Below are 13,140 nucleotides of genomic sequence, written 5' to 3' on the forward strand. Positions count from 1 at the left end.
CATGGTCAGGCGGATTTCTTGACCCGCTCCGGCACGTCGCGGACCGAGGCCAGCGCTGCGGCCTGATCGGCGCTTATCGTCCGGTTCGGTAGAGAAGTCTCCGCGCCTTCATCGCCCGCTTCGTGGTATTCCGCATCTTCATTGACGCACCAGGTATCGTAAATCCGCTCGCCCGCCAGAATGTTCTCGACGGTGAGCATGGCCGTCATCATGGCGTGATCCTGATTGTTGTAGCGGTGCATTCCATTGCGGCCGACGAGATGGAGAGTGGGGTGCTTCGCTTCCAGTTCGGCCCGCATCGCCTCGACATTACTGGCGTAATCTTCGTCATAGACGGGATACGCCTTTTCCTGGCGGACGACTGCACCACTCTTGACCTTATTTCGGTCCACCAGTCCGAGCGCTTCCATTTCATCGGTTGCCAGGGCAATCAGGTCCGCATCGTCCATCGACCACAGCCCGTCGCCCTCGAAGCAGAAATACTCGAGACCCACGCACGCCATATCCGGGTCGGGGATCATTTCCGGCGACCAGCTACGGAAGTTCTGCACGCGGCCGACCTGTACCTTGCTGTCGTGAATGTAGATCCAGTTGTCGGGGAAGAGGTCCTCTCCCTCGACCATGAGCGCGACGGTGAGGAAGTCACGATACTTAAGATCGTTGCCCTGGATCGTGCTCTCCGGCAGCGGGTGAAGGCGCTTCGCCAGCTGACGCATCGGGGCGGAGCTGATTGCATGGTCCGCTTCGATGACGACCTCGCCGCCATCGCCTCGCGCGCTCATGCGCCACCCCCCTTTGCCATCGGCAGAGAGCTGCGACAGTTCGTGGCCCATGAAGAGATGGCCATGTCCGCTTGCCAGAACCTTGTCGCGCGCAGCTTCCCACATCATGCCGGGGCCAAGGCGCGGGTAGCGGAAGGTTTCCAGCAGCGTCTTGGTCGCCATACCGTCATTGGGCTTCTTGTTGAGACCAAGGCTGCGCTTGAGACCATCGACAACAGCGCTCCAGAGCGACAAGCCCTTGATGCGCTGGGCTGCCCAGTCCGCGCTCATCTCGTCACACGGCATGCCCCACACCTTCTCGGTGTAGGTCTTGAAGAAGATCGAATAGAGGCGCTTGCCGAACTGGTTGGTGGTCCAGTCCTCGAAGCTTTTCACCTCCTTGATCGGGAAGAGCTTGTAGCGAAGGTAGGAGACCATGCAGGCGGTCGAGCGCAGGATGCCAAGGTTGGACAAAGCCTCGAAGGCCCTCAGCGGATAGCTGTAGAACTTCCCTTCGTAATAAATGCGGCTCATGCGGGGGCGCTGGATGAAATCGTCCTCGCCGAGGATCTCGTTCCACATGTCGACGACTTGCGAGCTCTTCGAAAAGAAGCGGTGCCCGCCGATGTCGAAGCGATAGCCTTCGTGCTCCACGGTCCGGCTGATGCCGCCGACGTAAGTCGGATCCTTTTCGATAATCGCGACCGACTTACCCTGCTTAGTCAGCAGGTAGGCTGCCGTCAGGCCCGCAGGCCCCGCACCGATGATCGCTACGTCGACTTTGAGCGGCGTGTTGACACTATTCATTGAAACCCCCGGCATCTCTATAGCCGGAAGTGAATGAAAATGGTTAGCTATTCGTTAAAAAGTGTCTCGGACGCCGTGAATTTGCCGTACTGAACCGGCTATTGCGGCTCCAGCATGGTCGGGCACTGGACCGACGCCGCCATCAGTGCAAATTCGCGCAGCGAGAATGTATTCTCGAACACGAGACCGTAATTCGAATCCCTGCGCCAGCGGATCTTCGCCTGCGTTTCGGGGAAACCTTCACCTTCCACGCGCACAGTCTGGTCCAGCGCAAAGACGCTGTCGCATTCGATGCGCGCGCCCTGCTGCGAGATGTTGAGAGTGACTGCCTCGGCCTTCTGGGTAAGGGAGGAAATCGTCAGCGGGATCGTGATGTTGAGGCGCAGTTGTCGCTTGGGGAAGTTCCAGGTCTCATGGACGAGGCGTTCCACGACCACCGGCTTGTCGAACCGGTAACTGCCTTCAAGGCCGGAGGACCGGACCTGCTTGATCTCGAAGGATTCGCCGTTTTGCAGCTCGAGCGCGAGAGTTGGGTCGGTCGGCAAGCTGTGGAATGCGCGCAGCGAGATGCCCGTCGATGACACGTCCCGCACGACACACAGGAATTCTCCCTGGCCGCACACCAGCTTGGCAGACCTGATGAGCGATGTGTATCGCGGAGCCCCCCGCTGCTCGCTATCGACATAGCCAGTCCCGGCACGCGTCCCGATGCCCGATGTATAATCCATGCTCACACATTCTCCCAAGAATCCGGCAGTCCCCAATTGGCCGGAACGAGTCTTGGCTTAGCGCCCCTTTGAAGGGCTCTAGTAAAGCAGTAGGTATTAACACCTGGATAAAGGCGTTGCGCAAATGGCAGCCGCTATGCATGGACGGTGATGTCAGGGATATGGTGCGGGTGGTGGGACTCGAACCCACACGTCCAGAGGACAGGGGATTTTAAGTCCCCGGCGTCTACCATTCCGCCACACCCGCACGTCTGGCGAGGGTGCCTAGAACGAAGCTTCGGCCCTCGCAATCGCGAAGGCGGGGCGAGCCCCGGTTAGTTCTTGTTGAGATTTTCCCGCATATCCTTGCCCGGCTTGAAATAGGGCACCCGCTTGGCGGGGACATCGACCATTTCGCCGGTGCGGGGATTACGGCCCTGGCGTGCCTGGCGCTCACGGGTGGAGAAGGCACCGAAACCACGCAGTTCCACGCGGCCACCTTCGGAAAGGCGCTGGGCAAGTTCTTCGAAGAAGATATCGACTACCTGTTCGACCTCTTCAGGGCGCAGGTCCGGATTGTCGTCTGCCAGCGCAGCAAGAAGTTCGGATCGAATCATTTTTCAGGCTCCCTCGATCGCGCCCCGCGCGATGCAGATTATGATATGCGCCCTCACGTCATGCCTGACCCCCTGCACAACGCGGGAAACCCTGCCAGAACCCTGATAAGATAGCAATTGTTAATGCCCGCCCGTAGCTTAGCGGGACATCAGCGCCTCAAACTGCAGCCAGAAGCTCGTCCGGCTTAAGGCCGAGGCGCTTTATCCGCGCAGTGATTTCTGGCCACTCTTGCGAAAGGAAGGTCTCTTTCTCGCGCTTGCGCAGCTTCTCGGCGGCACCGCGCGCCACATACATGCCGACACCGCGCTGGACTTCGACCAGCCCGTCCGCCTGGAATTGCTGGTAAGCCTTCGCAACGGTGAGCGGATTGGCGCCCTGTTCGGCAGCAAGAGCCCGGACCGAGGGAAGCATTTCCTCTTCCTGGTAGCGCCCGTCGATGATTGCAGCCGCGATCTGGTCACGCAGCTTGAGATAAACGGGCTTGGTCTGGTTGCTCATGGCCGGTCCCCGGTTGGCGAATAGTGCTTCAGTGCCATAATACAGCGCGGCGCGCAAGGTTCCCGGATTTCTTCCGTCACACCCCCAACAAGCTGGTAGCGTTTGTAACTAAGGCTTCACATGAGCGCAGATAGCGCTAGGGTGCGCGCTTCTTCGGGGAGGGCAGGCGCAGCTGCGCGTCCCTCAGGGACAATAAGGATTTCACACTAATGATCGAAGGTCTCTTCTTCACTTTCGACTCCATGTTCGAAATGTGGGCTTTCTGGATCGCCGTCATCGCTTTGGCCGCGTTCCTTATCGGGGGCAGCGTGCTGGTCACGCGCCCGCAGGCAGAGGTTCTGGGACACCCCAAGGGTCTGTTCCTGCTGTTCATGGCCGAAATGTGGGAGCGTTTTTCCTACTACGGCATGCGCGCCTTGCTCATCTTCTACCTCGTCCAGCACTGGCTGTTCTCGGATAGCGAGGCTTCGGTCATCTACGGCGCCTACACGGCGCTGGTCTACATTACGCCGGTCGTGGGCGGCTATCTCGCCGACCAGTACATCGGCCAGCGCAAGGCTGTCCTGTTCGGCGCCGTCCTGCTGACCTTCGGCCACTTCTTCATGGCCTTCGAAGGCGGCGGCGGCCAGGCCGACCCGATGATCAATGTCTTCTGGCTGGCGCTTGCCCTCATCATCGTGGGCTCGGGCTTCCTCAAGGCGAACATCTCGGTCATCGTCGGCCAGCTCTACTCGCGCACCGACCTTCGCCGCGACCCGGCCTACACCATCTTCTACATGGGCATTAACGTCGGCGCGGCCACCGCCTCGATCATCTGCGGCTATCTCGGCCAGACCTATGGCTGGCAGTACGGCTTCGGCCTCGCCGGCTTCGGCATGCTGCTGGGCCTCGTGTTCTTCGTCCTCGGCAAGCCGCTGCTTCTCGGCAAGGGCGAGCCCAAGGATCCGTCCAAGATCAAGGGCGGCAAGGAATGGGGCATCTACGGTGCCGGCCTTGCGATGGTCGCCCTGTGCTGGGCTGCAATCCAGTACCAGGAAATGGTCGGATACGTTCTCGGCGCCTTCGGTGGCGGCCTCGTGCTTTACGTGCTCTTCACCGCAGTCACCAAGCTGCCAAGCGAAGAACGCGACCGCATTTTCGCGGCCATGTTCCTCATCCTGACTTCGATCGTCTTCTGGGCGCTGTTCGAACAGGCCGGTTCGTCGCTGAACCTGTTTACCGACCGTCACGTCGATACTCAGGGCGTCAACGCCTCGATGTTCCAGTCGATCAACGCGATCTACATCGTGCTCCTGGCGCCGCTCTTCGCGATGCTGTGGCAGGGCTTGGCCCGCAAGGGTGCCGAGCCGAGCACCCCGCTCAAGTTCGGCCTTGCCGTGATCCAGGTCGGCCTCGGCTTTCTGGTTCTTGTCTGGGGCGCTGAAAGCGTTGGCGTGAACGTGCCGACGCCGGTCATCTTCATCTTCCTCATCTACCTGCTGCACACCACCGGCGAGCTCTGCCTTTCGCCGGTCGGCCTTTCGGCGATGAACCGCCTGAGCCCGGCCCACATGGCTTCGCTCATCATGGGTACCTGGTTCTTCGCTTCGGCCACGGGTAACTTCGCTGCCGGCCTGATCGCCGCGGCAACCGGTGCAGAGGGCGTTGGCGAGGAAGCCGGCAAGCAGGTCGTCCTCGACGTTTACTCGACCGTCGGCTGGTTTGCCGTCGCGATCGGTGTCGGCGTCATGGTCGTCAGCCCGCTGATCAAGAAGCTGATGCATCTCGACACGATCAAGGACGAGTCCATCGACGACGATCTGGAAGGCCAGTCGGAATTCCCGGCCGAGCCGCAGGCTGCAGGCGTCCACCCGGCGACCCGCAACGACGTTTGATCGTTCAGTTGCAACACTGACGAAAAGGGCGCGGCGAAATCCGCGCCCTTTTTCTTTGCGCGCCATATTTGCAAATCCGAAGTCTCACGGCATGAAGGCACCCATGACAACAAAGCTCCAGACCATCGCCGCAGGTGCGCTTGCCATCGCTCTCGCCGCCTGTTCCACCACCGGGACCGCGGAAGCCGAGAGCGCCAGCGCGTCGCAGGCGACCACCGACACGCCGTTCCCGTCGACGTATGAGCCCTATCCGGGTGCGCCCACGGCACTGGTCGGCGCGACCATCTACGACGGTGTGGGTGGCAGGATCGACAACGGAACGGTCTTCTTCAGCGGCGGCAAGATCGTCTCGATCGGGGGCCCCGACACACCGGTTCCGGCCGACATCGCGGTGTTCGACGGAACGGGCAAGTTCGTGACGCCGGGTATTATCGACATCCATTCCCACCTCGGCGACTATCCGACGCCTAGCGTCGATGCGCATTCCGACGGTAACGAGGCCACCAGCCCGACCACCCCGGAAGTCTGGGCAGAACATTCCGTCTGGCCGCAGGACCCGGGCTTTGCCCGCGCTCTGGCGAATGGCGGGGTGACCAGCCTCCAGGTCCTGCCCGGCTCGGCCAACCTCATGGGCGGACGCAGCGCGACGCTGAAGAACGTGCCATCGCGCACCGTGCAGGGCATGAAGTTCCCCGGCGCGCCCTATGGCTTCAAGATGGCCTGCGGCGAGAACCCGAAACGCGTCTACGGAAATCGCGGCCGGATGCCCTCGACCCGCATGGGCAATTTTGCGGTCAATCGCCAGACCTGGCTCGATGCGAAGGCCTATGACGGCAAGAAGCGCGACCTTGCGAAGGAAACATTGAAGGGCGTTCTCGACGGCGAAATCCTCGTCCACAATCACTGCTACCGCGCTGACGAGATGGCGTTGGTCATGGATATGGCCAAGGAGATGGGATATAAGGTGAGCGCGTTTCACCACGCAGTCGAAGCTTACAAAATCGGCGATCTCCTGCGCGAAAACGACGTGTGCAGCGCGATATGGGCCGACTGGTATGGCTTCAAGATGGAAGCCTACGACGGCATTCTCGAGAACGCGGCCTACCTCCAGCGCGAAGATGCTTGCGTCGTTATCCACTCCGACGATGCTAACGGAATCCAGCGTCTCAACCAGGAAGCGGCGAAGGCACAGGCTGCCGGTGCGCGCGTCGGGATCGATATCTCCGATGCGCAGGTCATCCGCTGGATCACCCTCAACCCCGCCAAGGCCATGGGCATCGACGCGATGACCGGCAGCCTCGAGCCGGGCAAGATGGCCGACGTGGTCCTGTGGAACGGTGATCCCCTCAGCGTCTATTCGCGCCCCGAAAAGGTCTGGGTGGATGGCGCATTGCTGTTCGATGCCATGGACCGCAAGCGTCGGCCGGTGAGCGACTTCGAGCTCGGCCAGCCGGGTGAAGGAGACGTGAAATGAAGCGCGCGCTGACATTCACAGCGAGCCTCGCAGCGCTCGCTTCCGCTCTTCCCCTGGCGGCACAGGACGTAACCATCACCGGCGTGACCGTTGCGACCGGTGACGGCTCCGAACCGGTCGAAAACGGTGCGGTGGTCCTGCAAGGCGGGAAGGTGGTTTACGCGGGAAGCGCTGCGAATATGCCCACCGCGCCGCAGTCCGCAATTATCGACGGGGAAGGTCGCTGGGTTACGCCGGGACTTTTCGCGACGGTCACAAACCTCGGGTTGTGGGACGTCGGAGCGGTAAGCGAATCCAACGATATTCGCGCTGGTGGCTCGCCATTCAGCGCCGCGCTCGACGTGGCACCGGTGATCAATCCTGCCTCGCAGCACATCCTCATCCACCGTGCGGCGGGCATCACGCGCGCCGCAGTGGTCGGCTCTGCGAGCGGGTCGATCTTCGCAGGTCAGGGCGCGATCATCGACCTTGGGTCGGACGCGAATGCAGTCACGAAGCCACGCGCATTCCAGGTCGTCGAGCTGGGAGAAGGCGGTGCACGCCTCTCGGGCGGCAGCAGGACCTCGGCGCAAGCCCTCTTCCGCAATGCCCTCCTCGAAGCAGGCGAGTTCGAACGCAGCGGTACGATCCGGAGCACCGGTAGCGCAGGCACTTCGCGCCAGGGTGACGATATCGGTATCGACAGCCGCATGGCACGCACGTCGCGCGATCGCGCGTCCGACGTCCTTCTGACCCGGTTCGACGCAGCAGCACTGGTGCCGGTCGCACGCGGGGAGCAGCCGCTCTACGTCATGGTGGAGCGGGCCGCCGATATTCGCAGCGCGCTGGCCCTGAAGAAGGAGTTCCCGCGCCTAGACATGGTCCTGGTGGGCGCGAGCGAAGGCTGGCTGGTGGCTAGCGACATCGCCGCATCGGGTATTCCAGTCATTGCCGACGGCCTCGACGATTTGCCGCAAGGCTTCGATCAGCTGGCCAGCACCCAATCGAATATCGGACGCATGGTAAAGGCGGGCGTGAAGGTTGCGATCAACGCCTCAGCCATGGAGAATCCGCGCAATCTCAACCAGTATGCGGGCAATCTGGTCGCGCTGACACGCATGCCGGGTGCCGACGGGCTTAGCTGGGGTCAGGCATTCGCAGCGATCACCTCGGTCCCTGCCGAAATCAGCGGAATGGGCGGCAAGGCCGGCGTCCTTGCGCTTGGCGCCAATGGCGACCTGGTGATTTGGGACGGCGATCCGCTCGAAGTCGGGTCATCGGTGGTGCGGGTCTATATCGACGGGATCGAGCAGCCACTCGAAAACCATCAGAGCCGCCTGCGCGATCGATATCGCGAGCTCGATGAAAGCACCCTGCCGGAGGCCTACGACTGGTGAGCATTCCCAAGGAAATGCGCGGCATGGCCTTTGCCGTAGCGGCCGCCTTCGCCGCAGTCGGAACATACACGGCGGTTGCGCAGGATAGCCCGCCCGACCGTTCGCAGGATATCGCCTGGATGAACGCGCAGCAGGCCTATCTTGCCAATCTCGCGCCGGAAGATGGCTGGCGATACATGGATGGTGGTCTTTATTGGCGCTATCTCGAATATGCGGGCAGCGGCGCCAAGCCGACTGTCGCCGACCGGGTCACCGTCCACTATGCGGGCATGTTCATCGACGGGGAAACGTTCGATTCCAGCTATGACCGGGGAGAGCCTGTTACCTTCCCCCTGGGGCGCCTCATAAAGGCATGGCAAATGGCCATTCCCGAGATGCGTGTCGGCGATGCGATCGAGATCGCGGCACCCGCCGACCTGGCCTACGGAGCGAAGGGCAAGGGTCCGATCCCGGGCGGCGCGACACTTGTCTTCAAGGTCGAATTGCTGGGCATCGAAAGCCAGTGATTGCCAGATAGGTTTTTATTTGCTACTTACCTTGCTCCGGCTGGGGAGATAGCCATGGATACCGCTCTCGTTTCGCTGATCGCCGCGTCGACCGCTTTTGTCGGGACACATTTCGCATTGTCGCACCCGCTGCGCGGCACGCTTGTGCGGCTGCTCGGCTCAGGGGGCTTCATGGCGCTCTACAGCTTGGTCGCGGCGGCGTGCATGGTCTGGATGTATTTCGCTTTCACCAGCGTTACTTCCGGCGGCCTGGGCGGTAGCGGCGCAATCGGCTGGATCATCGCGACCGCACTGACGCTGCCCGCGCTGGTGTTGTTCCTTGGCTCGCTGAGGGGTAATCCTGCCTCCCCGGCACCCGGCGCAGAGAAATTTGCCGAAAGAGACCCGGGCGGCGTCTACCTGGTGACCCGCCATCCGATGATGTGGGGTTTCGCCTTGTGGGCGGTGAGCCACATCGTCCTGTGGTGGAGTTGGCGCACGAATATAGTCGCCATTTCCATCCTCGTCCTGGCTCTCGTCGGCGCGCGGATGCAGGATCGAAAGAAGGAAGTCCTGATGGGCGAAGCCTGGCAACACTGGGAGGCCCGCACGAGCTACTGGCCGCGTTGGAGCAATCTGCCGAAGGCGGGCGTCGGCCTCTGGGTTGCAGGTATCGCAGTCTGGCTTCTGATCAGCTGGAGCCACATCCACGCAGGCGGAATACCGGCAGGGGTATGGCGCTGGATCGGCTGACCTAGTCTCCGGTGAACTTCGGCGCGCGCTTTTCGATCAGGGCGTCGACGCCTTCCATGTGATCCCGCGTCGAATGCATCAGCGCCTGCGCATTGGCGGCCATCTCGAGCGCCGCGTCGTAAGTCGTCGAACGCCCCTGCCGCATGAGGTTCTTAGCCTGACGTAGGGCATGCGGGGGCATGGCTGCGACCTTGGCGGCGAGTGTCTGCGCCTCATCCATCAGGACATCATGCTCGACAACCCTACTCACCAGCCCCCAGTCGAGAGCGGTTCCGGCATCGATCACGTCGCCGGTGTAAAACAGCTCCGCCGCACGCGCCTCACCGATGATACGCGGCAGGATCCACGTGCCTCCGTCGCCCGGAATGATGCCGAGCTTCAGGAACGTGACGCCGAACTTCGCCTTCTCGCTCGCAATCCGCATATCGGCGAGGCAGGCGAGGTCGCAGCCCAGGCCGATCGCGGGACCGTTGACCGCCGCGACAAGCGGCACGCGAAGCGAATACAGCGCGCGCAGGATCTTGTGGATGTTGTTGCGATAGCCATCGGCGATCTCGGGCGCGGTACCCCCGAAATTGCCCGTCTTCTCTTTCATCGCCTTGATGTCGCCGCCGGCACTGAATGCCCGCCCTGCCCCGGTCAGGATGACGCAGCGCACGTCCATGTCGGCGTTGATCGCCTCGCACGCGGCGACGAAAGCGTCGCCGTCCCCTGCCGCACCCAGCGGGTTCATGCTGTCGGGCCGGTTCAGCGTGAGTGTGGTGATGTGGTTGTCGGTATCGATCTGGAGCAGGCTCATGAGCTGATAATCCTTTCGGACCTACCCATGGCACTAGCCGCCTTTGTCGTCACCCCAGCCACGGATCGAGTCCAAAACGACATTGCCTATTGCGGGCCCATGTCCAACCAACGGCCAAAGTTGCGAATTGTGCTGGACCAACCGTCTGGCCAGTCTGGCAAATTGCTGTGGTGGAACCCTTCCCGCTCCGCCCACTCTCGCGGCCAGTCCATGGCAAGATCATCATCGTCGATTTTCAGGTCGAGGATCAGATCGTCGTCAGGGTGCGGAGTGAGCCTGGGCTCGACGTACTGGATCGCTTGATCCCACAAGAATCTCGAAACCTTGTCCGTGCAGTCCGGAGCCATGGCGGCGATAAATTGGTCCTTGGCGAGGTTCGGCCGGCTTGCGGCAACACGCTCGTGCGAGCGCTTAAGGCTCCAATAGCCATAGGCCATCGCGACGATCAAGCCCGTCGCGACCCATAGCAACATCGCCAGCCATTCGGGGATGCCAAACGCTTCCCCCATGCAATGCTAAGCCCGCGCCTCTTCGACACCTGCGGAATTGTGGCGAAGCGCGCCGAGCACGGTGTCGACGATTTGCGGCGCATTGAGACCGGCCTCGTCATATTGCTTGGCCGGATCGTCCTGGTCCTGGAAAATATCGGGCAGGCGCATGGTGCGGACCTTGAGGCCGCTGTCGGTAAGGCCCTCGTCCGAGGCAAAGGTCAGCACATGTGCGCCCAGGCCGCCGATTGCACCCTCCTCGACGGTCACGACTACTTCGTGACTGCGCATCAGTTTCTCGATCAGGGCAGTGTCGAGCGGCTTGGCAAAACGCATGTCGGCAACTGTGGTCGAAAGGCCCTTGGCCTCCAGCTGGTCGGCAGCCTTCTTCGCCTCTTCGAGACGCGCGCCGAGCGAGAGGATGGCGACCTTCGTACCTTCACGCACGATGCGGCCCTTGCCGATCTCCAGCTTCTCGAGCTTCTCCGGGATTTTCACGCCCACACCCGCGCCGCGCGGATAGCGGAAGGCTATGGGGCCCTCGTCATATTCGGCCGCGGTATAGGTCATATGCGCCAGCTCCGCCTCGTCGGCGGCGGCCATCACGACCATGTTGGGCAGGGTGGCGAGATAGGTGATGTCGAAGCTGCCGGCATGGGTGCAGCCATCGGCGCCCACGAGGCCAGCGCGGTCGATGGCGAAGCGCACGGGCAGGTTCTGGATCGCGACGTCATGGACGACCTGGTCGTAGGCGCGCTGGAGGAAGGTCGAATAGATCGCCGCGAACGGACGCATGCCTTCGGCCGCAAGTCCCGCAGCAAAGGTCACACCGTGCTGTTCGGCAATGCCCACGTCGAAGGCCTTGTCGGGATGCGCCTTGGCGAATTTGTCGACCCCCGTGCCGCTGGGCATGGCGGCGGTAATCGCGCAGATACGCGGGTCGTCATTAGCGAGCTTGGCCAGAGTTTCGCCGAAGACGTTCTGGTAGGCGGGCGGACCGCCCGAAGATTTCTTCTGCTCACCGGTCACGACGTCGAACTTGGCGACACCGTGATACTTGTCGGCGCTGTTTTCGGCAGGCGCATAGCCCTTGCCCTTTTGCGTCACGACATGGATCAGGACAGGGCCCTGTTCGCTGTCGCGCACATTCTCCAGCACCGGAATCAGGTGGTCGAGATTGTGCCCGTCGATGGGCCCCACGTAATAGAAGCCGAGTTCTTCGAACATCGTCCCGCCGGTAACCATGCCGCGGGCATATTCTTCCGCCTTTTCGAGCCCGCCCCACACGCGGCGGCCCATCTTGCGGGCGATCTTCGATGCCATCGAACGAAGTCCGAGGTACTCGCTGCTCGACACCATGCGCGCGAGATAGGCAGAGAGGCCACCGACCGGCGGAGCGATCGACATGTCGTTGTCGTTGAGGATCACGACCAGTCGATTGCCGGCCTGTTCGGCGTTGTTCATCGCCTCATAGGCCATGCCCGCGCTCATCGCGCCGTCGCCGATTACCGCGATGCCGCGACCGGGACGCCCTTGCATCTTGTTGGCCATGGCAAAGCCCAGTGCCGCGCTGATCGAGGTAGAGGAGTGCGCCGCACCGAAAGGATCGTATTCGCTTTCTGCGCGCTTGGTGAAGCCCGAAAGGCCGCCACCCTGGCGCAGGGTGCGGATCCGGTCGCGCCGCCCGGTCAGGATCTTGTGCGGATAGCACTGGTGTCCGACGTCCCAGACGAGCTTGTCGGTCGGCGTATCGAAAACATAATGGATGGCCGCCGTAAGCTCGACCACGCCGAGGCCCGAGCCAAGATGGCCACCGGTCGTGCCGACGGCATCGATCATCTCCGCGCGCAGCTCGTCGGAGAGCTGGCGCAGCTGGGATTTATCGAGTTTGCGAAGGTCAGCCGGAGTATCGACTGTATCCAGCAGCGGCGTATCGGGGCGCGTCGTCATGGCGAGTGCCTTACACGGCGTTTTCACAACTGTCGATGAACGGCTTGTCGCAAGTCATGCACGGCCTGGCGGCAGAAGCCTTCAGGCGCCGCACTCGTCGCACAGGCCGCGCAGTTCGACCACCGGGCGGACGTCGACGAAACCGGCGTCCTTGCCTGCTTCGCGAAGCGCGCCGGTCACCCGGTCGTCGTCGATGTGCAGGGCTTTGCCGCAATCGTCGCAGATCAGGAAAATGCAATCGTGGCGACAGCCCGGATGCGTGTTGACGAGATAGGCATTGGCGCTCTCGATCCTGTTGGCGAGATTGTTGCGCACAAACAGGTCGAGGATGCGATAGACACTGTTGGGGGCCACGCGCTTGCCCCGCGCGGCCGAAAGATTGTCGGCGATGTCGTAAGCGCTCGCCGGTTTTTCGTGGCGGGAAAGCTCTTCAAAAACCGACTGGCGCATACCGGTCCATTGCTCGCCCGCATCAGTGAGCGTGTGACGAGCGGCATCGACCAGGTCTTCGCCGGAATGTTCCTTATGGGAATGTGCGTGCTGGGCCATG

Annotated in this window: 13 protein-coding genes and 1 tRNA gene; 5 read left to right on the forward strand and 9 right to left on the reverse strand. The window is 62.1% G+C overall.

Annotated elements, in window-relative coordinates:
• Window positions 1-5: 5 nt before the first annotated feature.
• From BM173_RS02185 to BM173_RS02205, 5 genes are all read right to left on the reverse strand, one after another.
• Window positions 6-1,568 carry an NAD(P)/FAD-dependent oxidoreductase gene (locus tag BM173_RS02185; RefSeq protein ID WP_090476895.1) on the reverse strand — a complete coding sequence of 521 codons (1,563 nt, stop codon included), beginning with the start codon at window positions 1,566-1,568 and terminating at the stop codon, window positions 6-8.
• 98 nt (window positions 1,569-1,666) lie between these two features.
• Window positions 1,667-2,296 carry a PilZ domain-containing protein gene (locus tag BM173_RS02190; RefSeq protein ID WP_090476897.1) on the reverse strand — a complete coding sequence of 210 codons (630 nt, stop codon included), beginning with the start codon at window positions 2,294-2,296 and terminating at the stop codon, window positions 1,667-1,669.
• A 162-nt stretch (window positions 2,297-2,458) separates the two neighbouring features.
• Window positions 2,459-2,543: transfer RNA gene (locus tag BM173_RS02195), tRNA-Leu, on the reverse strand.
• 67 nt (window positions 2,544-2,610) lie between these two features.
• Window positions 2,611-2,892 carry an integration host factor subunit beta gene (locus BM173_RS02200; RefSeq protein ID WP_090476900.1) on the reverse strand — a complete coding sequence of 94 codons (282 nt, stop codon included), beginning with the start codon at window positions 2,890-2,892 and terminating at the stop codon, window positions 2,611-2,613.
• Between the two features lie 157 nt (window positions 2,893-3,049).
• Window positions 3,050-3,391, reverse strand: coding sequence for a GntR family transcriptional regulator (locus BM173_RS02205; protein ID WP_090478369.1), 342 nt, complete (start codon window positions 3,389-3,391; stop codon window positions 3,050-3,052).
• A gap of 209 nt (window positions 3,392-3,600) precedes the next feature.
• On the opposite strand from BM173_RS02205, the gene BM173_RS02210 reads away from it, so the two are divergent.
• The 5 genes from BM173_RS02210 to BM173_RS02230 all read left to right on the forward strand — a co-directional run bounded on the left by BM173_RS02210 (window position 3,601) and on the right by BM173_RS02230 (window position 9,353).
• Entirely contained in the window at window positions 3,601-5,265 is a 1,665-nt protein-coding gene (locus BM173_RS02210; RefSeq protein WP_090476902.1) for a peptide MFS transporter, read from the forward strand.
• A 103-nt stretch (window positions 5,266-5,368) separates the two neighbouring features.
• Window positions 5,369-6,739 (forward strand): amidohydrolase, encoded by a 1,371-nt coding sequence (locus tag BM173_RS02215; protein WP_090478371.1) that lies wholly within the window; start codon window positions 5,369-5,371, stop codon window positions 6,737-6,739.
• Window positions 6,736-8,115, forward strand: coding sequence for an amidohydrolase family protein (locus BM173_RS02220; RefSeq protein WP_090476904.1), 1,380 nt, complete (start codon window positions 6,736-6,738; stop codon window positions 8,113-8,115). Before BM173_RS02215 ends, BM173_RS02220 begins: the two co-directional genes overlap by 4 nt.
• Entirely contained in the window at window positions 8,112-8,621 is a 510-nt protein-coding gene (locus BM173_RS02225; RefSeq protein WP_342741965.1) for an FKBP-type peptidyl-prolyl cis-trans isomerase, read from the forward strand. Before BM173_RS02220 ends, BM173_RS02225 begins: the two co-directional genes overlap by 4 nt.
• Before the next feature lie 54 nt (window positions 8,622-8,675).
• Complete coding sequence (locus BM173_RS02230) at window positions 8,676-9,353, forward strand: NnrU family protein (protein ID WP_090476906.1); 678 nt, start codon at window positions 8,676-8,678, stop codon at window positions 9,351-9,353.
• A gap of 1 nt (window position 9,354) precedes the next feature.
• Here the strand turns inward: BM173_RS02230 and BM173_RS02235 are convergent, their stop codons facing one another.
• From BM173_RS02235 to BM173_RS02250, 4 genes are all read right to left on the reverse strand, one after another.
• Entirely contained in the window at window positions 9,355-10,152 is a 798-nt protein-coding gene (locus tag BM173_RS02235) for a crotonase/enoyl-CoA hydratase family protein (protein WP_090476908.1), read from the reverse strand.
• Window positions 10,153-10,238: 86 nt separating this feature from the next.
• Window positions 10,239-10,661, reverse strand: a complete 423-nt coding sequence (locus BM173_RS02240) for a hypothetical protein (protein WP_090476910.1) — start codon at window positions 10,659-10,661, stop codon at window positions 10,239-10,241.
• A gap of 6 nt (window positions 10,662-10,667) precedes the next feature.
• Entirely contained in the window at window positions 10,668-12,590 is a 1,923-nt protein-coding gene (dxs, locus tag BM173_RS02245; protein ID WP_090476912.1) for a 1-deoxy-D-xylulose-5-phosphate synthase, read from the reverse strand.
• An 81-nt stretch (window positions 12,591-12,671) separates the two neighbouring features.
• On the reverse strand, window positions 12,672-13,139 hold the full coding sequence (locus tag BM173_RS02250; protein ID WP_090476914.1) for a Fur family transcriptional regulator: 468 nt from the start codon (window positions 13,137-13,139) through the stop codon (window positions 12,672-12,674).
• Window position 13,140: the final 1 nt, after the last annotated feature.

The sequence above is a fragment of the Qipengyuania nanhaisediminis genome, assembly GCF_900115585.1.
Lineage (GTDB): Bacteria > Pseudomonadota > Alphaproteobacteria > Sphingomonadales > Sphingomonadaceae > Qipengyuania > Qipengyuania nanhaisediminis.